Source organism: Pelomonas sp. Root1217 (genome assembly GCF_001425705.1).
Classification (GTDB): domain Bacteria; phylum Pseudomonadota; class Gammaproteobacteria; order Burkholderiales; family Burkholderiaceae_C; genus Pelomonas.
The window spans coordinates 712,621-737,526 of record NZ_LMDC01000001.1 but is presented as its reverse complement, the minus strand read 5'-3'; the positions used below and the strand labels follow the sequence as shown (position 1 = coordinate 737,526).

13 protein-coding genes are annotated in these 24,906 nt (G+C 65.5%); 2 read left to right on the top strand and 11 right to left on the bottom strand.

The window, feature by feature from the left end:
- Positions 1-32 precede the first annotated feature (32 nt).
- The 5 genes from ASC95_RS03375 to ASC95_RS03355 all read right to left on the bottom strand — a co-directional run bounded on the left by ASC95_RS03375 (position 33) and on the right by ASC95_RS03355 (position 15,476).
- Positions 33-785 (bottom strand): PEP-CTERM sorting domain-containing protein, encoded by a 753-nt coding sequence (locus ASC95_RS03375; RefSeq protein WP_157255930.1) that lies wholly within the window; start codon positions 783-785, stop codon positions 33-35.
- 14 nt (positions 786-799) lie between these two features.
- A complete protein-coding gene (locus ASC95_RS03370; protein ID WP_235537673.1) occupies positions 800-3,079 on the bottom strand; it encodes a polysaccharide lyase in 2,280 nt (759 codons plus the stop codon).
- 817 nt (positions 3,080-3,896) lie between these two features.
- On the bottom strand, positions 3,897-4,127 hold the full coding sequence (locus tag ASC95_RS03365) for an RNA-binding S4 domain-containing protein (protein ID WP_057296344.1): 231 nt from the start codon (positions 4,125-4,127) through the stop codon (positions 3,897-3,899).
- 520 nt (positions 4,128-4,647) lie between these two features.
- Positions 4,648-7,902 (bottom strand): transglutaminase domain-containing protein, encoded by a 3,255-nt coding sequence (locus ASC95_RS03360; protein WP_082567450.1) that lies wholly within the window; start codon positions 7,900-7,902, stop codon positions 4,648-4,650.
- A gap of 83 nt (positions 7,903-7,985) precedes the next feature.
- Positions 7,986-15,476 carry a carboxypeptidase regulatory-like domain-containing protein gene (locus ASC95_RS03355; RefSeq protein ID WP_162250705.1) on the bottom strand — a complete coding sequence of 2,497 codons (7,491 nt, stop codon included), beginning with the start codon at positions 15,474-15,476 and terminating at the stop codon, positions 7,986-7,988.
- A gap of 415 nt (positions 15,477-15,891) precedes the next feature.
- Here ASC95_RS03355 and ASC95_RS03350 point away from each other — a divergent pair, with 415 nt between their 5' ends.
- A complete protein-coding gene (locus ASC95_RS03350) occupies positions 15,892-16,614 on the top strand; it encodes a PEP-CTERM sorting domain-containing protein (protein WP_057296342.1) in 723 nt (240 codons plus the stop codon).
- Between the two features lie 86 nt (positions 16,615-16,700).
- Here the strand turns inward: ASC95_RS03350 and ASC95_RS03345 are convergent, their stop codons facing one another.
- From ASC95_RS03345 to ASC95_RS03330, 4 genes are all read right to left on the bottom strand, one after another.
- Positions 16,701-18,416: a thiamine pyrophosphate-binding protein gene (locus tag ASC95_RS03345; protein WP_057296341.1), complete on the bottom strand. Its 1,716-nt coding sequence runs from the start codon at positions 18,414-18,416 to the stop codon at positions 16,701-16,703.
- Positions 18,417-18,446: 30 nt separating this feature from the next.
- Entirely contained in the window at positions 18,447-18,938 is a 492-nt protein-coding gene (locus ASC95_RS03340) for a hypothetical protein (protein WP_235537672.1), read from the bottom strand.
- Between the two features lie 41 nt (positions 18,939-18,979).
- Complete coding sequence (locus tag ASC95_RS03335) at positions 18,980-19,483, bottom strand: DUF1566 domain-containing protein (RefSeq protein ID WP_057296339.1); 504 nt, start codon at positions 19,481-19,483, stop codon at positions 18,980-18,982.
- Between the two features lie 73 nt (positions 19,484-19,556).
- Entirely contained in the window at positions 19,557-20,882 is a 1,326-nt protein-coding gene (locus tag ASC95_RS03330) for a hypothetical protein (RefSeq protein ID WP_057296338.1), read from the bottom strand.
- 97 nt (positions 20,883-20,979) lie between these two features.
- Here ASC95_RS03330 and ASC95_RS03325 point away from each other — a divergent pair, with 97 nt between their 5' ends.
- Entirely contained in the window at positions 20,980-21,537 is a 558-nt protein-coding gene (locus ASC95_RS03325; RefSeq protein ID WP_057296337.1) for a YceI family protein, read from the top strand.
- Between the two features lie 276 nt (positions 21,538-21,813).
- Here ASC95_RS03325 and ASC95_RS03315 read toward each other — a convergent pair whose 3' ends face one another.
- The gene (locus tag ASC95_RS03315) at positions 21,814-24,006 is read right to left on the bottom strand and encodes a S46 family peptidase (RefSeq protein WP_057296335.1); all 2,193 of its coding nucleotides are present in this window, start codon (positions 24,004-24,006) and stop codon (positions 21,814-21,816) included.
- A 353-nt stretch (positions 24,007-24,359) separates the two neighbouring features.
- On the bottom strand, positions 24,360-24,728 hold the full coding sequence (locus tag ASC95_RS03310; protein ID WP_057296334.1) for a hypothetical protein: 369 nt from the start codon (positions 24,726-24,728) through the stop codon (positions 24,360-24,362).
- Between the last annotated feature and the right edge of the window lie 178 nt (positions 24,729-24,906).

Sequence of the window (24,906 nt, the reverse complement as noted above, 5' to 3'; positions counted from 1 at the left end):
GGATGGTCTCCGTTGTGTTGTCGTGGTTGGAATCAGCGGGCGCGCCGGCGTCCGACGGCCAGGGTCAGCAAGCCGCCCAGGACCAGCAGGGCCGAGCCCGGCTCGGGAACGGGTGCGGCGGCGAGCACGAGGTTGTCGAGCGACACGCCGTAGTAGCTGTCGCGGTTGGTCAGCGAGAAGCCGGCGATGTCGGCCGCCCCGCCCGTGCGTGCGAAGGCATAGCGGCCATCGCCGCGGCCGCTCAGATCAACGGCCTCGATGAGGCTGCCGTCGGTGCGGTACAGGCTCAGCGTGATCGAGCCGCCATCGGCATCGCGCAGCTGCAGACCCAGCGCCGACACGGGCGATGCGAAGCGCGCCGAGATGGCACCGAAACCATCGGCGGCGCCGGCTAGCGGGCCCACGCCGAACAGCGCCGCGCCGTCGGCATCGCCGTAGTGGTAGGCGCCCAGGTTGGCGCCGACCGCGCCGGCCAGCAGCGTCAGCCCCGCACCGGGCGTGCCGAAGCCGAGGTCGTCGAACCAGTCCTGGGCCACCTCGCCCGGCCGGGGCGCCTTGGCCACGGCCAGTTCCTGGCCGGCAAAGCGCTCGCCGAACTGCACGCCACCACTGGCCAGCAGGCCGTCGAGGCTGACGCTGTCGAAGGCGGTCGCGGCCAGCTCGTTGAAGTTGACGGTGGGGGTGCCCAGCGAGACGTAGCTCACCTCATGGGTAGCAGCGGCGTGGGCCTGGGCCGTGGCGAGGCCGAGCAGCAGCGCGGCGATGGCTTGGTGTTTGAACTTCATGGCGTTCTCCTTGTTCACCGGCCGCCGACGACGGTGACGTTGTCGAAATCGGCCGTGACGACCGTGCTGTTGTTGCCCGACGAGAGCGCCAGGCCGACGTAGAGCGTGGGCACGCTGACGGTCAGGTTGGTGGTTTCAGACCAGGTGAGGCCGTCGGTCGAAGCCGCCGAATACACCGCATTGCCGCGGCGCTCCACCCTCACCCAGACCGGCAGCGCCGACGTGGAGAAGCTGCCGATGTTGGATTTGTTGTTGCCGTTGATGGCCGCGCGGATCGCCCCGGTGGACGAGTAGCGCGCCGTCCACGCATAGGCCGGCGTGCCGGTCAGGCCGTTCATCGCCACGACGCCGGCACGGCCGGAGTCCGCGTTGCCCCCCTGCGTGACGACGCGTGCGGTGAAGGTGAAGTTACCCGTCAGCGCCCGGTACTTGAAGTTGAAGGCGTAGGGCGCACCGGTGTTGATGACGCCAGCGCCTGACATCGTGTAGGTGCCGGTGGCTTGCACATAGCTGGCGGCCGGCGCCTGCACGGTCACTGCGGGGCTCAGCACCAGCTCGTTGCCGCCATTCGCGTCGCAAGGCAGCGACGGCGTGCAAGCCGTGCCCGGGATCAGCGGGGCCGGATTCGGGCCGGGAGCGGGCGCCGGGCTGGGCGAGGGAGACGGCGAAGGCGAAGGCGAAGGCGTGGGGCTCGGCGCGGGGCCGGGTGTTGGCGCCGGGCTGGGCGCGGGCGCGCCCGGCAGCGGTGCGGGCACCGCGCCTTGCACGGCGAACATGCCCACGCGTCCGGCACCTGCCGCGGCCTGCACGGCGCCGCGGGTCGCGTCCGCGGTGCGCAGCGTGTAGGCATACGGCGGCACCCAGTTCTGCTTCACCGGCACGCCCTCGCAGCCCTGCAGCTCGATGTCGATCACGCCGGTCATCGGCTTGCCAAGGTCGTCCTTGTCGCTGATGAAGCGGTGGCCGCTGCTGCGCATCGAGATCGCGTCCTTGCCGCCGGCCAGCTTGCCGCAGACCTCCTTGGGCTTGAGGCCCGTGAACTCGTAGAAGTTGCTTTCGTTGATGACGTCGGACTGGTAGCGCGCGTCCAGGCCGGAGGCGAACTTCATGTCGTTGTCGCTCGTCGTCGTGCTGCCGCTGACGAGGTTGTTGTACATGTGCAGCTGGCCGAAGCGCACCAGCGGCAGGCGCGAACCGGTGCTGTTCCACCAGTTGCCGGTCATCGTCACGTGCAGGCGGCCCGCGTCGCTCCAGGCCCGGCCCGAATCGCCGTTGCCCACCAGCGTCGTCTTGTGGTGCTTGCTGAAGACGCTGTTGGAGATGGTCACGTAGTCACTGCCACGCACCACATCCAGCGCGCCGTCGTGGCGCGTGTCGCTGGCCAGCGAATCGGGCGTGTCGCCGTCGCTGATCGTCACGTGGTCGATCCAGATCTGCTGGCCGCGCGTCACCGTGAGGCCGTCCATGTAGGCGTTGCCGCTGTCCTCGGGGTTGACGTCCCATGGCGTGTCGATGACCAGGTTGCGCAGGATGATGTTGCGCGTCCAGGTCGGGTAGAGCTCGGGATCCTTGCCCGCCGCGACCCAGTTCTTGAAATCGGCCTCGGGGTCGCCGCCAGGGGCCTGCGCGGCCTCGATGCCGATCAGCACCTGTGTGCCGGTGATGCGCGCCGGGCGGCCGTTGCTGTCATTGATGCCCACCAGCGTCGTGTTGGAGGGGATGGACAGGGAGCCGCCGTTCTTCTGGTCCAGGAAGCCCGTGTACTCCTCGAACACCGTGTTGCCATCGCGCCAGCGGAAGTCGATGTGGCCGACGATGCGGATGATCTTGGGCTCGTTCCTGGCCTCGCGCAGAGCCGCCAGCAGTTGCTCCTTGTTGAAGACCGTGTAGACGCGGTTGGCCGCGGCCGACGAGCCGCCGGTGACCAGCACCTTGCCCTTGCGCGACTGGCCATGCCAGCCGATGTCGGGGGCGGTCTCGCGCTCGAAGGTCAGCTGGCCGCCGGTGGGGTCGACGGTGGTGAACTGCCAGGCCGGCAGCCTGGGCGCAGCGCGGTAGTTGCTCGGGTTGTGCAGGCCGCTGATGGTCGTGGGTGCGGCGTAGGTGCGCGTGCCGACGTCGAACAGCAGTGGGGCGCTTGTGTCGGTCAGCGACAAGGCATCGATGACCGGCGCGGGCGGCGGCGTCACCGGCTTGGCCGGCCGGGCGGCGAGCGCCTTGGCCGTCGCGGTCTCGCTGGCTGAAGAGCTGTTCTGGCGAGCCGCCGTGGCCTGATCGCTGGACTGTGGCGACACGAAATTCGCGGGGTTCTCCTGGCCGCCACCGCAGGCCAACAGGCCGAGCGAGATGGACGAAGCCAGCAGACCCAGCTTGGGCCGAGTCCACCGAATCAGGGGACTAGCGCCCCCCGCCGAGTCGAGAAAGGGGGCTGGGGTAGGCGCGGCTTGCAGCACAGGCTGGGAGCCTGGGCTAGAGCCGCAACACCGCCCTGCCCCCTTTCCCGGCTCGGCCCGAAGGGTGAGCGGCAAAACGGCCGCACTCGTCGTTGAAACTGCTCGCCAGGTGTCCAACCTGGCTCCGCGTTTCGCCTCGATTGCGGCCGTTTTGCCGCTCACGGGGGGCACTAGCCCCCTGATTCGGTGGACTGGGGTCATGGCATGTCTCCTGGCGCGCTCGTACGGCGCGCGCTTTGTCTTTGTTGGGCATGCCGCCCCCTGGGCTCGAGCGTTCGCAAGGAAGCAGGCGCAGGCCCGCCTGGCACCGACCCGTCAGGGGTCAGGCGCGCAGCGCTTCAGCAATGGCAGGGGACGGGGGATCGGCGGCAGGCCGAGATGGCGCTTCGGCCCTCGCGGCACCGGCTCGCTTGGGCGTCAAACAGGGGAGCGGGCACAGCAGGCGCCTCGCACTGCGTCGGCTGACGAAACCCCGGCCACCCGGCGGTGACCGGTCAGCGGTTTCGGCTCAGCGAGCAGTTGGAACAGTGTTTCGTTTTTGGGATTTGCGGTCAACGCCGGGCTATCCCTGAGGGCATTTGTTCAAGGGGCGGGCGAACCCGCAGGCAGCGTTGTCGGCCGCTGGCACGATGAACGGCTCACCGTCATGACGGCCGAATCAATCGCCGCGCGGCCCCTGGATCACCCTGACCTGCTGGCCGCCAAACTCGACCAGCTGGCCGGCGCGCATCTTGGCCGTCTTGCGCAACTCGACCTGGCCGTCCACCCTGACCTCGCCGGCCGTGATCAGCGCGCGCGCCTGGCCACCGCTGTCGGCCAGGCCGGTGGCTTTGAGCAATTTGTCGAGTTCGATGAACTCGCCGCGCAATGGAAGGTCGATGGGAGGCATAACGGATTGTGGCCGGTATAAGTCGACGTCACGCCGCGCATGCGCGCTCAGCGCAATCCTCAGCAGCGTTACCGATATGAATCCAGCATGGCGCGCCCGCAGATGGTGGCACAGCAACATGCTGTTTTAATTTGAGCCATCTGGGGATTGCTGCGCAAACGCTGCAGCTGTAGGGAGCCTGTGTGCACAACAGGCGCAAAACGAGATTTAGCTCTCATCAGCAATCCCGGGAAGAGGGGAGGAGCGTGTCCTAAAGGCACAGAAGATCTCAAGGATTTCCAGAATTCCTGATATCACGCATCTACCGCTGAAACAGTATTCATAGCTCAGCCACAACTTCAGCCCCCCTTTAGCGGGAACAACGGAGTCAGCAAGTAGCCCAACAAGAGCAATATCAAAAGTCGCAAAACAAGCTGGACAGCAATTCGAAGCTTAATTTTATTACGCGTAAATGTAATCCAAAAATCTAGAACAAAAAGAAAGCCGAAGACAGCAACAGCCAAATATCCAACCCACGACATCACAGACACTCCGACGCTGCAGGCAACTCATCAAATTTATACAAATTTGGAGCCAGCCCAATTACCCACAATAACCAAGACAGGAGCTTGCCCAGATTAAGGAACGGGCCTCCGGCCACGCCAACCGCCGTAAATACTCCCGCATGGAAACATGCTTGCTCAGTTTCACCAAGAGATTGATAAATAGATAGCTCCAATAAAACTATCGAAAGCAATACGAGAACTGCGAGATATGCAATTACAGCACCGTAAGTTCCGGCCAAAACAAGCGGCACCGCCGCAAATATCGCGATCACGCTAGCGCCAAGAACAAACCCAGATAACCACCCCCCATTGCCACCGCCCTCAATAATATACCCGCCCGCTCCCGTCTGCGGGTCAACCGCACTGAATCCCGCCCCTGTCCAGCCATTCTGCGTGATAGGTAGCTGATGAATACTTACTTCCCACCCAGCTTCAAGGTAGGTCTGCACCCTCGCCTGTGTCTTCGCAGTGTGCGCCCCAAGTTGGCTTTGCACGAGGTCCGGGTTCGCGTTGTAAACCTCCGGCGTAATCATGTAAATCCGCTGTCCCGCCTGTGCTGCAAGTCCAATAGCCTTAACAGCACTTATGCCCTCAGGACAAGCCGGCAGACCCGGCACCGGATTGGGGTGGCCCACCAGGTTGCACTTACTCGTATCGTTGAAGAACCGCTCTGGCACCGCATTCTCCAGCGCACTCATGTACTCCCCACGTTGTCGGTTGTAGCTCACCACGTCGGCAGTTATCGCCCTTTTGCTCCACGTCAAGCTTCGCAGATGTGGGACATCGATGTTGACCCCTGGGAACCTCACTTGTCGAACTACTCCCCAGCTATATATTGGCTGAACCGTCGCATGGAAGAAGCCGTAACTCAAACCAGCGTTCTCCGTGATGTTGGCTTGGTTCTGGCTCAATCGTCCATGCCGCTCTGCGGCGGCGAACCAACTCCAGATGGTGGCCGTTAGCAGGTCGCCCGAAATTTGGTCGCCGGTCAGGCCGTTGAGATTATTAGCCTGCAACTGGGTTTTGGTGGCTTGAAGCCGGATCTGGAGTTGCCCGAGCTGGGCTGCGCTAACCCCCTGCAAACTCAACCCTATCGCCGTGGCCTGCCCCACCACATGGCTTTCAGCCGTACTGGTATCCCAGTCGGCCGGACTGCTTACCCTGGTGAACCCAGCAGCGCTGAAGAGATCCGTGCCCATAGTCAGCGCTTGGTTGCTTTGGGCCACGACCTGCCCATCAAGACTAATCTGCGGTTTCATCTTTATTAGGTAGCCCGGTAGGCCGGCGGGGAACTCGCCAAGCAGGATCGCGCTGCCGTCCGCGTGAGGTTTTGGCAGATAGCTAACGATGAGGTCAGCATCGGCATGTGTGGCCGGAACGTAGCTCAGCGTAAGCCGCTTACCAGCGAGTTGCGAAGTTTTCTCCTGATAGTTGAGCAGCGGCGTTGGGTCATCGATGCCGGCGTCCAGGGCACTAAAAAGCTGGATGCGAAACTGGTGCTGCAGATTGGCCGGCACGGCTGACGTGCGCTGCCCGGTCTGAGCGACCGCGTAGGGCGGGCTGCCGGCCAGCAGGCTCGGAAGCTGCTGCGGGATGAGCTTCTTGCCAATCACGTCGCCGATGGTGACATTGGAATTTTGGCTGCGGACATAAGTCTTGAGACGCGCCTGATAGTCGTTGAGCTGAGTCTGGACGGCAGCCTGATTGAGGTTTTGCACCCAGCCTTCTTGGGTGTTAATGGTGGCGCCTTGCTGGGCCGCGTTGAGCAGAGCTTGCGGGTCCGGCGACACAGCGGCGTTGAGGTCGAGGCCCTGGACGTAGGTGTACTGCTTGTAGCTCGGATCCAACGACACCCAAGCATTCAAAGAGCCGCTTGGGTTGACGTGTTGGCCGTTCGTCCCTTGCTTGGAGCCCCGGCTCGGCAGCCAATTGACGTAGGCGCTGACCCAGACGTGTTCCATGCGAACTTTGACGATGCCTCCACCAACGAGGACACCGCGGTTGGCGATGCCGCCTTGGCTGAGCAACTGCTGCGCGGCCTCGACCTTGGTTGTGCCGCCAACCCAGTTCTGCAATTTGTCGGCATCGACATCGATGGTGCCGTACTGGTAGCGCGCCGGAATGTTCGCCGCGCGCAGCAGCGCAATCTCCAAACTCGCAATGTCATGGGCGTTGCCACGCTTTTTCGCCAGCGTGTCATCCGCGCTTTGCACCGCACCCCAGCTCGGAATCCAGTCCAGGTTGTTACGCACCCAGTTGTGGATGTTCAGCGGGTTATTGCCAAGCTCGACTGCCTTGGCGGTGATGGTCGCGCTGCGCTGGGTCTCGGGGGTCTCGGCCAGGTCGGCCACCGTGGGCAATTGGCCCGGCTCCGGAGGCACGTCGAAGTTGATCGGCCCCACGCTGCCGCCGGCCTGGGCGAGCATGACCTTGGGCGTGCCCCAGAGGTTTTGAAACCAGGCCGTTTGCGTGTCGGCCGGCGCGCGCTTGGTGGGCTCGGGGGCACGCCAGGGCAGCTTCTTCGGGTCCATCGGCGCGGCGGGGCGGCTGGCGGGGTAGCGTTTGAAGAAGTCGTCCAAGTCGGCAAGGGCGGCAGGCTTGCCCTCATCCGGGCCGTCCGCCCAGGCCTTGGCGGCGCGCTCGAACGCGGCAGCGCGCTGCTCGAAGTCGCCAACGGCGGCATCGTGGCGGGCCAGGATTTCGGCGGGCAGCTTCTTGGCCAGCAGCTCGCGGCGCGTGGTGTCGAAGTCGGCGCGCACGCTGGCGCGTGATTGTGTGAGGGTGCGCAGGTGTTCGCGCAGGCGCGACTCGTTGTCGGCGCGGCGCTCATCGGAGAGCCTGTCGAGCGGGCTGCGCTCGGTCTCGATGCGGATGTCCGGGCCGATGGCGCGCACTTCCATGGGTTCACGTTCGCCGGGCTTGGCCTTGGGCGCACGAGAGCGCTGGTCGGCATGCAGGCCGTGGATGAGGTCTTGCGCCTGCTGGAAGTCGCGCGTCAGGCGTTCCGCTGGCGTGCGGCTGCGCTCGGCCTTGGCTTGCTCGATCTTCTGGTTGAGCGCGCCCAGCTGCTGCATCTGCCGCTGCGCCGCGGGGCTGACCACGGGCTTGTCCTGCGCCAGCACACTCAAGGGGCTCAACGCGTTGAACAGCAGCGCGCCAATGAGGGTGCGGGCGATACCGTTCAGCACGGGGCGGTGTTTGCGGCCGGTGGCGAAGATGGGCGTAGACATGAGGCTCCCTGATGCTTTTGTGTTGTTGCTTGGCGTGTGGCACCCACGCTGAAGTGCTAATCGGTTCCGTACTCGTCGCGCCTTTACGGGGCCGTCATGAGGATCGCGTCTCGGGCCAGCGGCAGCCGGATGCCCTTCCAGATCAACTCCAGATCGGCATCCACATAGTCGCCCTGCAGGAACGGGTAAGGCGACCTGAAGGTGTCGGGCACCTGGATCGACGAACTCGCCGCGAAGCTGGGCAAGGTCTGCCCGTTCGCGAAGTGCAGCAGTCCTGTGCGCCGATTGACCAGACGCGCCTGATAGGCAACCACGTCGAAGGCGGATGTGCAGCTGTTGCTCGCCGTGAAGTTCCATGCCGGATCGCTGCCCACCGGCACCGAGTGGCTTGCGAAGTTCAACGCGCCACTGAAGCAAGCCTGCAGCGTTGCCAGCATCGGGCAGATGCCATCGGCTGCGGCTTCCGCGCCCCAGGCGACGGCAAGCTGGGCAGCGGACAGCGCCTGTGCATTTGCGGAAGGCATCGACTTCAATTCGTCTGCCGCGGCGATCCACTGCGGCAAGGCAGAGGTCGCGTCTTGAGCACTCCGGGCCGCGTTGATGGCCGCTACGGCGCGGTCGCGCGCTTGAATGTCAGCTGAGGCGCTTGGCGCCAACGCCTGCACAGTCGTCAGCGCGTTGGCGCCAAGCGTTGCGCCCGTCATGGTCGCGATGTGACCGGTCTTCACTTCATGCAGGTATGCAGCGCCATTCGAGGCAATGCTGTATGTCGAGACGGGAACATCCGTGACGCCCCCAGTCGCTTGGACCTTGACGCGGAACTGGAAGAATTTTCCGTTGTCCACGCCGACAGACGCACGCCAGACGACTTGCCCTGAGTTCTGTTCCGTCGGCTGTTGAACCGAAACGGGCGCAAAGGCGGAACTCACGAACTGAGTCCCAATGGGCAACAGTGCACGCCATTCAACAACGACCTGGTGGGTTTCAAGGTTGCCAACCGAAGTGGAAAGCGTTGCAACGTCGCCAGTTGTGAAAAACGCCGGCGCACTTGCGGTGCCAAGAGTGCCGATGGCAGCTACGTATGACATTCCGACGCGCAACCGGTCCATCACGGTAGCGTTGGACGCCGATTGAATCAGCGTGTCTGCAAGGTCAAACGCAAACACCCAGGCCTGGCCGCTGCCAAAGCGGTTGGATGCGATCGCCATCGTGCCGTCGCTGAACTTTGACGAAACCTGCGCCGTGGTGAGTGCGTAATTGATCCCCGGGCCGCTGGCATTCAGGGTACTGGTCGCGAACGGTGCTGCCAGATTGACGGACTGACTGGCCCCCGACCGCACGCTCAGCTGAGTCACACCAATAACGGGATGCAGCACGGTGTCACGTGCGACTTGACGGCCATCAACGATCAGTGATTCTCCTCTGCGCACCGCTTCACGCACCTCCTTCACGAGGGTGTCGCTGAGCGATTCGGTGCCGCCGCTGATCCAGTAAGCGTTGTAAATGCCGCAGTGGAATTCGTTCTCAAACTCTGCCGCCGTCGTGACAACCTTGTAATGAATGCTTGTGCCACGGAAGACCCCAATGCTGTCAATGAAAGACTGGATGGCCGCGACCCGATTCGTGGTGCACGGCGCCGTCTGCCCGGCCGGCTGCACACAGCTCACAAGTACCAAAATCTTGGTTTCCGGCCATACAAGGACGTCGCCAATGGACAACTTCGGCGGCGCTTCCGCCACGCTGAATGTTTCCTGCGCAAGCACGATGTCGCGCCCGGCGACTTGAGCATTGAGCACCGCCACCAGGTTGGTGCCGACGGCCGCATTCGAGGTCCACGTCGTGTTGCTGGAGTAGGAACCTCCACTGGCCAGCGCCGCCACGCTGAACGGCATGGTCGCGATCACTTGTTGCGACTCCGGCGAGACGATGTCCACGTGCAGCGGCAACGATGCCAATGCGGCATTGCCATGGTTTGCAACGTCGAACCCGAACGAAGCCGCTAAGCCCTTGTACACGGGCTTTGGCGACACGCTGATATGCCCAGTCAGGCCAATGCCAGTACTGGCGGTTGACGTGACGTTGAAGGCCTTGATGGCCTCGGCGACCTGGGCGCCGTTGGCATCGAGCACCTTCACGCGGGCTTCGTAGGTGCCGGCCGGCGCATTGCTCAACGGCACGCTGTAGCTTTGCTCGCGCATGCCGCTGGCAGCAAGTTCGTCAAGCGTGGCCGACGCGTTCCAGCGAGCGGTGCCATCTGGGTTGCGCACAGACGTCTGCAGGACCAGCCCCTGCCAGGCCTGGTTGCTCGCCAAGTTGGTGACGCGGCCCACCAAGCTCAGGCTGTCCCCAGGGCTGTAGCTGCCCTTGTCGAGCTGCAACGCAGCCGTCAGCGTGGTCGTGCCCAGCAAGTCGCCGGCCTGAATGGTGAAGCTGGCGCTGGCCGAGGCGAGCACACGGTCGGACGCGGAGTCGAGCAAGTCAGCAGACACACGATAGGTCGCCGCATAGGTGCTACCGACGTTCCAAGTGGCCTGATCCAGTTTCGTGGCGCCACTGGCGATATTGAGCGCCGCACCGATAGGCAATGTGGTGACGGGTTGACCGTCGGCCGTCTGCACCAGATAGCGAACCCGCGCGGTCTTAGCAAAGCTACCGCCATTGGCAACGGTGGCCTTGAAAAGCGCGGATTGGTTGGCCTGGTAGGCCGGGGCGTCGGTTGTCAACGAGACGCTGAGTGTTGTGGCCAAGGCTGCAATGTCCACCGAAAGCGCGTTATTGCTTCGGTCGAAGTCTGTGACCGCACTCTTGCCGGTGCCGTCGTCATCCACAACGATGGTCAGACTCGAATAGCCAGCCAGCGAACCGCTCACCTGCAGGGTCACATCCTGGTACGCACCTTCAGCCAAGGCCACCGACGTGGCAGCAACGCCCAGTATCGATCCGGGGCCAGGGGTCCCGGCGTAGTACGCGACCTTCACCCCCGACGGCATGGCCGCCGCGCCGCCGTTGCCGACGCGGACGGTTATGGTGGACTGCAGTGCACTGCCGCCATCGCTCACACGTACAGAGGATGCAGTCGCATCGGCCACCGCGTTGGGCGAGACGTCCAGCCGCTTGTTGAGCCGGAAAGTGTTGTGCGCCACCCAGGACGGCACTGGGTTGGCAGGTATCGTCAGGTCGTCGTTGATGTTCGTGATGCTGTAGGCGTACTGGTTCCACACAGGACGCGCATTGACCCAGCTGTTGTCGGTGCCTCGGAACGCCTGTACGCCTTCCAATGCCCCGCCGTAGAAAGTGTCGTTGGCAATCAGCAGATCCGCGTGTCCATCGTTGTCGATGTCAGCCACTACAGGCATTTCGCCTGCGGTGGCATTCGAGTGCGCCAGCGAGAACAACTCCGTTCCGGTCCTACCGTCATAGATGTGGACCTTGACTTCGTCGGCATAGACGATCTCGGCATGCCCGTCGCCGTCGAAATCGAAAGCCGTGCTCCCTGTTTGCCCGCTTCCATCCTGGATGGGGGCTGTCCACATCACAGAGCCGTCGGCCCGTAGCGTGACATAGCGGCTGGCACCGGCGATGCCGATGTCGGGTACCCCGTCACCATCGAAGTCTGCGATCACCGGGGGAGCACCGCGCCCGCCTGGAATGCTGACGGGCCCCCAGACGGTATTGCCGAACCGATCAAGCATGTAGACGGACGAGCCCGTGCTCAAGACGATCCGCGGATGGCCGTCACCCGTGAAGTCAGCGATGGCCGTCGGCCCATCGCCTAGATCGGTGCGTTGCCACAGCAGGCTGCCGTCGGCGTTATAGACCGACGCACCGACGATGACTTTGCGCTGGCCGTCGCCCAGAAGATCAGCGTCATACGCCCCCATGCCGACGGTAGCGCCATTCGCACTTCCAGCGCCTGCCCACAAAAGCTGCCCAGTCTGCGCGTCAAGGAGATGTCGCCCGGCTAGTACAACCGGATGTCCATTGCCATTGAGATCCGCGACGGACGGTCCATTGCCATAGGGTTGCCCGTCATAGGACGACGCAGGGATCTGCGATTTCCACAGCAGCGTTCCATCTACCTTAACCGCCGCGATCTGCCGGTCTTGGGTGGGGATGAAGAACACGGGTCGACCTTCATGAAGAACATCCGCGGCGGCAAAGCCGGGCCACCCCGAAAGGGTGACGCCGCCAGGCGACTTGATGCTCGCCCGGTCTTGGCCCGTTTGCCCGTCGACAATTCGCAGCACGCCGGAGCCGGTGGACCAATCAGCCAGGTCATAGGTGATGAAAGCAACGCTGGGTGTATCGGCCTGATCAACACGTCCATCGCCGTTGGTGTCGTGGGTGCGCACGACCAGGATGCCCGATTCAACCTGGCGCGAACCAGGGTAGGACGTGCTGCCTTTCCAGTGCCATTTGAGCTCGGGCTTTAGCGCACCGAGGCTGGGCTGGATGGCGGCGGCATCAGCGGTGGATTTGACGTTGTTGGTCTCGTCGGTCTCAACGACAGTTTGCGCGCTGTCCACCCATACATGAATTGGGGCATCCCGAAAGAGCAGCGAGCCGCTGACCGGAACGCTGACGGTCGCCGACGCGCCGACGGCCAAGGCGTCTTGCATGGCAGCCCGGCCCAGCACGACGTCCACACCGGCGTCGTAGCGGCCGTTGCGATTGCGATCCTCGAAGGCGAGCAACGTCACCGCACGATCCGTCGGCGCCAGGCCCTGGTTGACGACCGTGGTCTGGACCGCCCCCGAAAGCAGAAGCGACTGCGGGTCCGTGATGGCACCGGCGCGACTCACGGACTGAACCCGCAAGTCAGGAAGCAGCGGTGTCGTGCCTGCAGGACGCAGACGGAGTTCGCCCATGTCCGTGTCCTGTAACGGGGTGACCTGGAAGCTCAGATCCAGCGGCTCATAGCCCGTGACGGTAGCCTGAAGTTGCACTACCGCCTGCTTGAGGCCGGTTACCGTGAATCGACCGTTCGCCGCTGTCGTGACGATCGACGCAGCCTGTCCTTCAGGCGTCGCAGTGATGGGAACGGCAACCAAAGGCGTCCCCTTTGCCGCATCCAACAGCGCGAAGGTCACCGAGGCCGTGTTCGCATTCACGGGCGACTGGGCCGCTGGATAAAGCTTGGGCGAAAAGTCGGTGGAATTCGGGCGCGAGCAGCCGAGGCGGAAGTCGAACATCGCACTGTCGAAGTTACCGGCGCTCACGACAACGCGGGTGTTGCCGCCGATCAAGCCGTCGAGGCTGTAGGCACCCATAGCATCCGTGGTGGCTATCTGGGTATTGGCTCCCGTCAGCGTGATCTGCGTTCCCGCGATGGGCGCACCGCCCTGGGCCGCCAGGACCGTGCCGGACAGCCGGCACCCGACGGGATCGGCCCCTCCGGTCGCGGTACGAAGCCTGGGTGAAACGACGTACTCGCCACCAGGGATGGCATCAAAGGTCGACGAGGCGCCGACGAACCCCGCCTTGTTGACGGTGACGGTGTGCGTTCCTGCCGCGAGGCCCGCCAGAATGAATCGCCCCGCGCTGTCGGTGGTCGCTTGCGCGGAGGTCGCGCCCGAGAGCACCACGCTTGCACCTTCCAGCGCAGATCTTGTCGCAGCTTGTGTGACAACACCTGTCACGACGATCGACTTGCTTTTCTTCATCGGCACCGCGCCGATGTCCGAAGGCTGTGGACCGGTGATGGTGACTCCCAGAGTGACGCCGTCGTAGCCAGCTAGGCTGAGTTGCGCCTGCACAGAGGCCAACGGGAGGTTGTCGATGAGCACGCGCCCGTCGGCGGCGGAAGTCAAATTGCGAGTTTGCTGACCAGTTACTGTCACGACCACGGCCACGCCTGGCAGCGCGGAGCCATTCGTCGAATCGACCACCTTGAACGCCAGCGACGCGGTGTTGGCATCTGTCGGCGTGGTGGCCGTCGGGTACAGGCGCGGCGAGAACTCTGTCGCCGAAGGTGTGACGCACGACAGCATGGCGGTTGCTTGCACGGCGTCGTACCCCGTCGCCGTCACCCGAATCGTCGTGTTCCCACTCACCAGGCCGGGCAAGACGTAGGTACCGGTCGCGTCGCTGGCGGTCACCTTGGAGTTAACCCCGCTGAGCGTGATGCTGGCGCCCGAGATGGGAATTCCATTCGTTGCCCTCAACAACTTCCCGTAGATCCGGCAGCCGATGGAATCGTCGCCGCCGGTGGCGACGAGCGGCAACCTTGGAGAGAAGACATAGCTCCCACCCGCGATGGCGTTGAACGTGGTTGCGACGCTGCTGTAGCCGGACTTAGACGCCGAAATGCCGTAGGCGCCTGGGGCCAGTGCATCAATGCTGTATCGCCCCTGCCCGTCGGTCAGTACGGTCTTGCCCGCCGCGGCTATGGTGACCAAGACACCAGACAGCGGCTGCCCATTGCTGGCATCGGCCGCAACGCCGGAGACGGAGGCCTTCGTGGCTTCTGCGGCGTTGGTACGCGACATGCGAAATGCACCGACATCCGTGACGGCACCGGCCTTCAGGCTGAGCGCCACAGATATGCTGGTGTAGCCCGAGTAACTGGCCGTGAGTTGGTAGTTGCCCGGCGGAATCGCCGCCTGCTGGAATGAGCCCGCGCCGTCCGTAGATCCGAACAAGTTGGCAGCTCCCGCCAGCGTCACCGTGACGCCAGACAGAGCCGCACCCGTCTGGCCATCCACGACACGGACGCTTACGCCCGACTGCATGGGACTTAGCGGCGGCACGGCCGTCAAGGCCAGTGCGCGCAGCGCCAGCGACGTCACGAAAGGATCCTGCCCCCAGCTTCCGTCAGCCGATTGGCGGGCCATCAGCCAAGCGCGCATGCTGGCATGGTCGTCGGCGTTCGGCAGGTAGTCGTGCAGGCATTCGTAAGTTTGGGCGTTGACCCACACCGCTGGCGACCAACTGCCATCAGCCTGCCGCTGCGCCATGACATAGGCCGATGCGCTCGCGGCCGCTCGGGCGGCATCGGCATTGGTCGATGCGTAGGAATTCAACCCGCACAGCGCCAACGCAGTGACGTGCAATGGCGAATAGGGCGTCGTGACCCAGGAGCCGTTCGCTTGCTGACGCGATGCCAGGAAAAGCAGAAGGGGCGCTGCTGCATCTGGCCGGCTGGTAAGGGCCCGCAGTGCCCAAGCCATATCGAGATCGGTGGCCCCTTGGTCGACAAAAGAGGGCATGCTGCCGTCGGGCAGTTGCCTGGCGACCAAGGCGGCCACCCAGGTCGCCCCGATCGGGTCGCCTGGAATTGCTGCCAGCACCGCGCGGCTCGCGACTTCTGTGCTGGGCTCGGAGTTGGGAGTCAGCGCTGATAGCAGGTTGGCGGAGCCGCCGCCGATTTCACGCAGCGTTCGAGCGACTTCGGTCCTGACTTGAGCACTTGTGGCAACGGAAGTGGCTTCACCAGCGACGCTGCCATCCACGGCGACCTGACCCTGGAGCCAGTTGAGGCCACGCGTGACTTCGGCTGTAGGAGCTGCTTGCGCTGCCGGCCCAATCAAGGCCAACAAACACGCGAGCAAAGCCAATCTCTTCCTGACGCTCATGCCGCTCTCCCTCATGCACCGCGCTGTCGTCGCGCGCGTTGCCGTTTTTATGATTACTCCTAACAGCAACTTCGATGGTGGCTGCCTAGGGCGGCTGGATTTTGATTACCAACTAAGCGGCGCGTCTCCCCCCTAGATTTAGGGATACCCGTCATGCAGTTCAAGAGCTGTGAGGCCCCGTGACCCGGATCGCGCGGTCAAGGTCAGTAAATGCTGATTCGCGAGGTCATCATTTATTCCCACCCCCCCTAGAATATATATGTCGAAAACATTGACAGTCATTTCATTCTGACACGGTCTATATAGTGATTTAGTGTTTTCCGACAATGACTTAGGCCACTTGGCACGGGTGGTGCTAACCGAGGCTGTCTGGCGGTTTTTTCCGCATCTTCAGCAACCCTCAAGGGAGTCACCGATGACCAAATTCCTTACCTCCGTTGCGCTCGCCGCAGGCCTGATGGCCGCTGGCAGCGCCAACGCCTACCTCGTTTTCGCCGGCGTCGACAATAACGGCAATCCCAACGTGCAAGTCCCTGCCACGAATTCGAGCGCTGCTGAAACCAGCTTCAAGAGCAACCTCGTCGGCGTCGGCACCGAAAACTTCGAAACCCGCTCAGGCGGCGCTCCGCTGGCTCTGAACTTCGGCGCCGCCGGCACCGCCACGCTGAACGGCGCTGGCTCCGTGGGAACCAACAACAGCAACGGCCGTTACTCGGTGCCCGGCGGCACACGCTTCTGGGAAGTGTCTGCCGGCGGCGGCAGCCCTTTCCAAGTGGACTTTACCAATTCCCTGGCCGCCTTCGGCTTCTACGGCATTGACCTGGGCGACTTCGGCGGCACCCTGACGCTGGAACTGTCCAAGGGCGGCGTCGTGGTCGGCTCGCAGCTCGTCAACACCGCAGCGCAGAACGTCGCCGACGGCAGCGTCCTGTACTTCGGCCTGATCGCTTCCAACGCCTCTGAAGAATTCGACCGGGTTCGCTTCCTGTCGACAGTCGGCACCGGCGACGTCTTCGCCTTCGACAGCTTCACGATCGGCACCAAGGAACAAGTGCGTCAGCTGCCCGAGCCGGCCAGCCTGGCACTCGTCGCCGGTTCGCTGTTGGGCCTGGGCCTGGCGCGCCGTCGCCGCGCCTGATAGAGCGTCAGCTCACGCCAAAACGGCGGCCTTCGGGCCGCCGTTTTTCTTGGGTAGCGCCGTTTTGCACCGGCGCGCGCGTCAGCTCAGGCGTGACCGGCCTTCAGCGCCGATTCACGGATCGCGGTCAGCGTCGTGCGCGAGGTGCTGACGTCGGACGACAGGCGCAGGTGGATCAGCGCCGGCCGGCCCGCCGCGATAGCGGCATCCAGCGCCGGGCCGACCTGCTCCGTGCTCTCGGCCTTGAAGGCCACGAAGCCGAAAGCCTCAGCGAGCTGGGCGAAGTCGGGGTTGAAGAGGTCACTGCCCGACACGCGGCCCGGGTACTCGCGTTCCTGGTGCATGCGGATGGTGCCGTAGGTGCCGTTGTCCACGACCACGACGAGCAACTTCTTGGCGCCATAGCCTGTGGCCGTGGCGAGTTCCTGGCCCGTCATCAGGAAGTCGCCGTCGCCGGCGATGTTGACGACCCAGCGGTCCTGCTGCAGCAATGAGGCAGCGACCGCGGCAGGCACGCCATAGCCCATGGCACCCGAGGTCGGCGCCAGCTGGCTACGGCCCTCGCGGTGCAGCGCGGTGTAGCGATGGAAGCGGTGCAGCCAGCCGCTGTAGTTGCCGGCGCCGTTGGTGAAGATGGTGCCCTCGGGCAGCTTGGCATCAATGAGGCGGATGACCTCGGCCATGTCCAGCGGCGCCACCGGCACGGGCACGAGGTTGGCCTCGTAGTCGGCATGGGCCGCCTCGGCCCATGTACGCCAGGGGATGTCGGCGGGCGGCGCCAGCGCGGCCAGGGCCGGGGCGGCCGCGCTCATGCTCGCGTTGATGAGCAGCTCGGCCGTGTAGACGCGGCCCAACTCCTCGGCGCCGGCGTGGATGTGGATGAGCGCTTGAGCGGGCCTTGGCGCCTGCAGCAGCGTGTAGCCACCGGTCGTCATCTCGCCCAGGCGCGGGCCGATGGCGAGGATGAGGTCGGCCTCCTTCACGCGCGCGGCCAGCCTGGCATTGATGCCGATGCCCACGTCACCGGCATACAGCGGGTGGCGATTGTCGAACAGGTCCTGGAAGCGGAATGCGCAGCCCACCGGCAAGCCCCACGCCTCGGCAAAGGCCTGCAGCGCGGCGGTGGACTCAGGCGTCCAGCCGCCGCCGCCGGCGATGACGAAAGGCTTCCTGGCCGCTGCCAGGCGCTCGCACAGCTCGGCCAGGGCGGCCGGCGTCGGCGCCGCTTCGGCGGGACGCACGGGCGGCAGCACGGGCGCCGTGATGGGTTGGGTCAGCATGTCCTCGGGCAACACCAGCACAACCGGGCCGGGCCGGCCCTGCATGGCGGTGTGAAAGGCACGTGCCACGTACTCGGGCAGGCGCTCGGCGTCGTGCACCTCGCCCACCCACTTCGCCATGCCCAGCGTGCCGGGGCCGAACATCTGGCGGTAGTCCACCTCCTGGAAGGCCTCGCGGTCGCGCTGATCGCTGGCGACCTGGCCGATGAAGAGGATCATCGGCGTCGAATCCTGGAAGGCCGTGTGCAGGCCAATGCTGGCGTTCGTGGCGCCCGGGCCCCGGGTCACGAAACAGATGCCGGGCCGCCCGGTCAGTTTGCCCTGCGCCTCGGCCATGAAGGCCGCGCCGCCTTCCTGGCGGCAGGCGATGAAGCGGATCTTGTCGGCGTACTCGTGGAAGCCATCGAGCACGGCGAGGTAGGACTCGCCAGGAACGCCGAAGGCCGTGTCGACGCCCTGGGCAATCAGCGCCTCGACCAGCTTGTGGCCGGCCAGACGGGGGGTGGTAGCTTGTCTAGTCATGTTAGGACTTTAGCTGGCGGCTGCTCCACTTCAGCGGTTCCCGTTGACTGCCCGTTCTATGGCCCGCTCCCTCAGCGTGTCGTCACGCGTCAGGTCCAACGCCTTGTGAAGCGACGACGGTCCGCTGCTGGATTCGGCCGGCTTGCTGACTGACGTGGCCGGCAGCACGTTGACGGGCGCTGCTGTCACGGCCAGCTCCTGGTGGCCGGGCGGGCACTCGACATTCGTGTACGAAACCTGCTGGCCTTTGACACATTTGCGCAAGCCTGCCGGCCGGGACCTGGCCGACGTGGAGGTAGCGGCATCGGCCGCCGGGCGGGCGGCGACCAACGGCTCGCCGAGGCTCGGTGCCGATGTGCTTGACGCGCGCGCTGCCCCCAGCCATGCCTGCAGCTGTTCCTGCTTCTGCCAGACCAGGCCGAGTGCGGCAAGAAGAATCGTCGCAATCGCAAGGCTACGCAGTGACATGGCAGAACCGGGAAAACGTGGTGGCGACCACTTTACCGGCGAGGCGAACGTCACATCGGGCACGTCCTACCTGAGTTCCCCGCTGAAGGAGCCCGTCAGGGCGCCAGCGTGCGCACGAGACGCACCAGCTGCTTCTCGCGCTTGGGACTGCTGCGCACCGCGCCGCCAGGCTGCTCCACCACCCAACCCGTCTGAGGGGACAGCCGGTCGACCTGCCGCTCGGTCGTACCGCGCTGCACGTTGGCGTAGCTGTAGGTGTTCACGGCTTCGCTCTCGATGCGCACGGTACTGGTCCAGTACCAGCCACTGGGCGCATCGGGCATGAGCACGGCGGCTTGCTGCTTGCCGCCCATGTGTTCGGGCAGGCGCTTGAACTCCTGCGCGCGGGGCACGCGCCAGAGCCGGCCTTCGGCCTCGCTGCGCGTGCGGGCCGACGCCAGAGCCTCGGCATGAGTGAAAAGCTTGATCTCGCCGGCGCAGCGCCGGCCATCCCAGTGCATGCCCTCCACGCAGCGTGACCAGGCCAGGCCGGTGGCGGCATCGATCAGCTCCTGGCCGTCGGCACTGGGCGTGAGCCTGGGCGCGGCGTCCTCAGCCATCACGGCGCAAGGCATGGCCAGAGCAAGGGTCAGGGTCAGTGCGTTAGTCAGGCAAGTTCGCATACGGTCACCCTCATCGTCCGGCCGCCAGTACCTGCGCAGCGGCCTCGGCCGGGCTCACGGCGCCCTCGCCCGCCAGCTCGACGACGACAAGATAGCCCGCCAGGTCTTGCCGCGGGCTCACGGCCGCATAGGTCTGCGCCAGCGTCAGCTGCCGGCTGGCAAGAAGGCGGCCGGTGGCGGGGTCCCAGTCTTCGTTGGAGATCATGCAGCCCTGCTGCGGCGTACCGGGAAAGTAGCTCGTGCCGGCGTAGTAGGCCGGATTGAGGGTCGTGCCGTGGATGAGCAGCTCGTCGCGCCCGGCGCGGCCGGCCTGCCAGGCTTCCTTGATGCCGGAATAGGCGCGCCAACTCGGCGGCAGGAAGCTCTCGTAGGCGGCCTCGCTCCATTCGATGGAGGAGTCAGCATGCTCGAACTCGGCCACCGTCGCCTCGATGGGCAGCTTGCTGTGCAGATAGGGTGTCGGGCCGATGTTGGGGTTGGTGGCCGTGCCGGCGCCGACGATGGTGAAGACGCCCTGTGGCGTGTTGCCGTTGGTGATGGTGCCGGGCAGGCCGCTGCGCGAGAGCGCGAGCTGGGGCTGGGCGAAGAGCCGGCCGCTCGCATCACGCACGAAGCGGCCATCGGCAGCGCGCACCAGCACGAGGCCCATGTCGGCACGGCCACGGCGTTGCAGGCTGTAGATGACGGGCAGGCCCGGGCGCAGCGGCGCGGCGAGCAGGTCGGCCAGCGGCGGCTGGGCCATGCGCACCGGGGCCACGTCGCCCATCAACGCCACCAGGCGCGGGTCGTCGCGCCACTGCGGGAACTGGCGCGGCACGAGGTCGCGGATGAATTCCGCGTAGCCGGGGTTCATCGCTTTCAGCGTGTAGGCCGCGATGGCGAAGGGCTTGCTCGCCGTCAGCTGGGTCAGCAGCGGCTGCAACGCGGCCTGCACTGCAGCTTCGTTCGGGGCCGCGTACAGAGCACGCGCCGCGGTCAGCAGCGCACGCTGGTAGTCCACGTCCCGGCTGGCCAGAGTCGGCAGGGCCTGCAGCAGCAGCGGCCGGGCGGCGTCGATCTCCAGGTTGTACTGCGCCACCAGGTCAAACAGCTTGGGCAGCGCCGCGTCGCGCTCGGGGCCGGGCGGCAGGGCGATGCGGGCACGGATGTCGGCCAGGGCCGCCTCGCGCTGAGCACGTTCGCCCGCCGTCGACATGGCGGGCCAGCTGAAATCGGCCGGGCGCAGCGCCAGCAGTTCGGCGGCGCTGTAGCGCTTCTCGGTGGTTGGCTGGGGCTTCAGGGGTGCACAGGCAGCAAGGGCGAGCGCGAGCAGGGTGAGGAGGAGACGGGCGATCATGGGGCAGGGAAATTTGCAGGCTGCTGTCGAAATCGCGCGGCCCGCTTCGTCATAGTGTCAGGCAAGCGCCTCTCACCACCCTTCACAGGAGATTCCCATGAACCGACTGACCCTGCTCCCCGTCTTGTTCGCCGCCACGCTAGCCCAGGCCGCACCCGCCACCTATGTCGTCGACCCGGCCCACACCTACCCCAGCTTCGAGGCCGACCACATGGGTATGTCCTTCTGGCGCGGCAAGCTGACGAAGAACTCGGGCACCATCGTCTTCGACAAGGCCACCGGCAGCGGCAGCGTCGACGTGCAGATGGACCTCGCCAGCATCGACTTCGGCCTGGAGGCCATGAACGGCTGGGCCAAGGGCGAACAGTTCTTCAACGTCGCCAAGAACTCCAGCGCCAGCTTCAAGGGCCGCTTCGACAGCGCGCCGGGCAAGCTGGTGGGCGAGCTGACACTGAACGGCCGCACCAAGCCCGTGACGCTCACCATCAACCAAGTGAAGTGCATGCCTCACCCCTTGCTCAAGCGCGACTGGTGCGGTGCCGACGCCTCCGGCAGCTTCAACCGCGAGGACTTCGGCCTGACGGCGGGCAAGGACTACGGCTTCAAGATGGACGTGGGCCTGCGCATCCAGGTGGAGGCAATCGCCAAGGAATGATGAAGCCCCTCGCCTGGTCCCGCCGCGCTGAACGCGGGCGAGTCCAGTCGGTCTTGCAGACCGCGCTGCGGCTTGCACCGCAGCCCTTCGGCAGGCACATGCCGCCCACTGGGCGCCATGTGTCCGGCCTCAGCCCCCGCGGGGACGCCGATGCTTGCGGCATTGAGCCGCAGGCATATCGCATTACGCGGGCCGGCTAGGGAGCGGCCCGGCGCTCGGCCCGCATGGAAACGAAAAACCGGCCCCTGGAGGCCGGTTTGCGTTGGACGCGCTCGCTTACTTCACACCCATCTCGTCGAGCAGCCGCGTCGTCTTGTCGACGGTACTCATCTGCCACAACATGTAGCGCGCGTCCAGCGAGATACTGCGGACCATCTTGGGGTCGAAGCTCCAGTCCGAGATCACCGCGTCCAGCGTGCCATCGAACAGCAGGCCCACCAGCTCGGCGTTCTTGTTCAGCACCGGCGAGCCGGAGTTGCCGCCGGTGGTGTCCAGCGTGGACAGGAAGTTCACGGGCACCGAGTCCAGGCCCTTCACGTAGTACTTGCCGAAGTTGCGCGCCTTGATGGCGGCAAGCTGCTCGGCCGGCGCGTTGAACTCGCCGCCGGCCTCGTCGGGGCCCTTGTGCTTGGCGACGATGCCGCGCAGCGTCGTGAAGGGCGTCCAGGTGCTGCCGTCGGTGCCGGGGTTGCGGCCCTCGACCTTGCCGTAGCTGATGCGCAGCGTGCTGTTGGCATCGGCGTAGACCGCCTCGCCGCGGCTGGCGTGGTAGTCGATCATGGCCTGCTGCACACCGGCGTAGGCCTTCTGCAGCTTGCCGCCGAGTTCCTTGTCGCGGTTCTCCAGGCGCCGGTCGTCGTCGTACAGCGCCACGGCGGCCTTGATGAAGGCGTCGTCGCTGGCCTTGAAGGCGGCCACGTCCTTGTCCAGCCAGGCCATGCGCACGGCGGTATCGGAGAGCTTGCTGCCGGCGTAGAGCTTGTCCAGTTGGGCGCGGATGGCGGCTTCGTCCTGGCCGGCCTTCAGGCCGTACACGCTCACCCAGGCGGGGTTGAGCGTGTTGGCCGGTTGGGCCAGGTACTGGGCCAGGAAGTGCGAGGCCAGGCGCTTGTCGGCCTGCTCGTCGTAGCGGCGGTCCAGCGTCTGCTGGGCGGCGCGCAGGCGCGGCAGGTCGCGCTCCTGGTAGCCGGACTTGCGCTCGGCATCGGGCTTGGCGCGTTCCTGCGCCACCAGGTAGAGCTGGCGGGCCGATGTCAGCAGGGCGGGCGTCATGAAGCTGTTCAGCAACTCGGCGCGCGTGATGGCCTGGCGCTCGGCCAGCAGGCCTTCGGCGGCGGCAATGTCGGCACCGTAGCGGGCCTGGCGCTCGGGCGAGCCGTTGACCCAGGCCTTGAGCTTGTCGAACTCGGCCTTCTTGCGGGCCAGGATGTCGCTGCCCTCGTAGCTCTGCTGCTGGCCCTGCAGGTTCTTGTAGTAGTTCTGCAGGCCCTGCATGCGCGAAGCCATCTTGATCTCGCCGTCACGGCGGCCGGCGGTCTCGGCCTTGATGAGATCGATGGCCTCACCCATCACGCGGGTCTGCGTGGGCTGCTGCCAGCCGAAGGCGAAGTCGACCTCGGTGGGCAGGCGGTGGCGGTCGGTGCGGCCCGGGTAGCCGGCCACCATGACGAAGTCGCCGGCGTTCAGGGGGCTCGTCTGCGGCGGGGCCATCTTCAAGTGGTGCTTGGGCAGATAGGGCTTGTTGTCCTTGCTGAACTCGGCCGGCTTGCCGTCCGGGCCGACATAGGCGCGGTAAAAGCTGTAGTCGCCGGTGTGGCGCGGCCAGACCCAGTTGTCGGCATCGCCGCCGAACAGGCCCACGCCGGTGGCGGGCGCGTGCACGAGGCGCACGTCGCGGATCTCGAGCTGCTTGATCAGCTGGTACTGCAGGCCACCGAAGAAGGCGTAGACATTGCAGCGGTGGCCCTTGTCGGCCTCGCAGGCGGCCACGAGACTCTTCTCGGTCGCCTCGATGGCGTCGGTGCGGGCCTTGCCGGTCAGCCCTCGAGTCTTGTCGTTCAGGATCTCGGCGCTGACGTCCTTCAGGTCCACGGTCACCCACATGCGGCTGCCGGGCGCGGCGGGCAGCTCGTCGGCCAGCGTGGCGGCGTAGAAGCCGTTCTTCAGCAGGTCGCGGTCGGGCTTGGAGTTGTACTGGATGCTGCCGTAGGCGCAGTGATGGTTGGTCACGGCCAGGCCCTGGGGCGACACGAAGCTGGCCGTGCAGCCGCCCAGCGACACCACGGCGCCCATCGGGAAGTCGGTCAGATCCTTGAGCTTGGCCGGGTCCATCGCCAGACCGCCGGCCTTCAGGCTCTTGGCGATCTGCGGCAGTTGCTTGGGCATCCACATGCCTTCGTCGGCATGGGCGGTGGTGGCCAACGCGGCCGTCGCTGCAACGGCGAGCAGCGAAAGGGAATGACGTGTCATGGAGCGGTTCGGCAAAAAGACGAAACCGCGAGGGTAACTCGGGGGCGGCAAATCCCTGGGGTGAGGAAAGGCAGGCTTCGGCTGGCGGGAAGCCCCGCGATCAGGGGACGAACGGCGGCTCATGCCGCGAATCTGCGGGCCGAGCGCCGGGCCGCTCCCTAGCCGGCCGCGTTGGGGGATGTGCTTGCCGGTCAATCCGGCAAGCATCGCCGCCCCCTCGGGGGCTTCGGCCGGACACATTGCGCCCAGTGGGCGCGATGTGCCTGCCGAAGAGCCGCGGCACTGCCCGCAGCGCGGTCTGCAAGACCGGCCAGGCACGCCCGCATTCAGCGAGGCGGGACTGGGCGGGGGCCTCAATGCGTCATGCCGATCCATTCGCCGGCGGACTGATAGGCCTCGAACAGGTCCAGGGACAGTTCGCGCAGGCCCGGGTGGTCGCTGGCGTGGCCGTCGGCCAGGCGCTCGTAGGCGTACTGGCGGTCGTAGAGCATGCGGGTGGGGTTGATGGCCAGGCCGGCATCGTTCATCAGCTGGGCAAAGCGCAGCAGGTCGCGGCTGTTGACCGGGCCGCTGGTGGCGCCCGCCACCGTCAGGCCGAGAGCGCGGATGTCGCCCAGATTGACGCCCTGTGCGATCTTCAGGCCGCTCCAGGCATGGCCCGGATCGCCCAGGCCGCGGGGTTCATCGGCGGGGATGGGGATCAGGTGCAGCGGGATCAGCATGGCAGTGCCGCCCGGCCGCCCGTAGGCACTGCCGCGCCCCCGCGGGGGGCAGCGAACGGAGTGAAGCGTGGGGGCAGTCTCATCTTGGCCTCGGATAGCTTGGCTGTGATGGCTGCCATCGTGCCGGGGCCTCGGCAAAACAAAGGCCGGATAAAGCCCGAAAAGATCGGGCTTGTCC

Excerpts from the sequence above, each read along its gene's own strand:
- ASC95_RS03325 (WP_057296337.1), top strand. The coding sequence starts at position 20,980 with ATGAACCGACTGACCCTGCTCCCCGTCTTGTTCGCCGCCACGCTAGCC.
- ASC95_RS03365 (WP_057296344.1), bottom strand. The coding sequence starts at position 4,127 with ATGCCTCCCATCGACCTTCCATTGCGCGGCGAGTTCATCGAACTCGAC.
- ASC95_RS03315 (WP_057296335.1), bottom strand. The coding sequence starts at position 24,006 with ATGACACGTCATTCCCTTTCGCTGCTCGCCGTTGCAGCGACGGCCGCG.
- ASC95_RS03310 (WP_057296334.1), bottom strand. The coding sequence starts at position 24,728 with ATGCTGATCCCGCTGCACCTGATCCCCATCCCCGCCGATGAACCCCGC.
- ASC95_RS03360 (WP_082567450.1), bottom strand. The coding sequence starts at position 7,902 with ATGTCTACGCCCATCTTCGCCACCGGCCGCAAACACCGCCCCGTGCTG.
- ASC95_RS03345 (WP_057296341.1), bottom strand. The coding sequence starts at position 18,416 with ATGACTAGACAAGCTACCACCCCCCGTCTGGCCGGCCACAAGCTGGTC.
- ASC95_RS03375 (WP_157255930.1), bottom strand. The coding sequence starts at position 785 with ATGAAGTTCAAACACCAAGCCATCGCCGCGCTGCTGCTCGGCCTCGCC.
- ASC95_RS03330 (WP_057296338.1), bottom strand. The coding sequence starts at position 20,882 with ATGATCGCCCGTCTCCTCCTCACCCTGCTCGCGCTCGCCCTTGCTGCC.
- ASC95_RS03335 (WP_057296339.1), bottom strand. The coding sequence starts at position 19,483 with ATGGCTGAGGACGCCGCGCCCAGGCTCACGCCCAGTGCCGACGGCCAG.
- ASC95_RS03350 (WP_057296342.1), top strand. The coding sequence starts at position 15,892 with ATGACCAAATTCCTTACCTCCGTTGCGCTCGCCGCAGGCCTGATGGCC.
- ASC95_RS03355 (WP_162250705.1), bottom strand. The coding sequence starts at position 15,476 with ATGAGCGTCAGGAAGAGATTGGCTTTGCTCGCGTGTTTGTTGGCCTTG.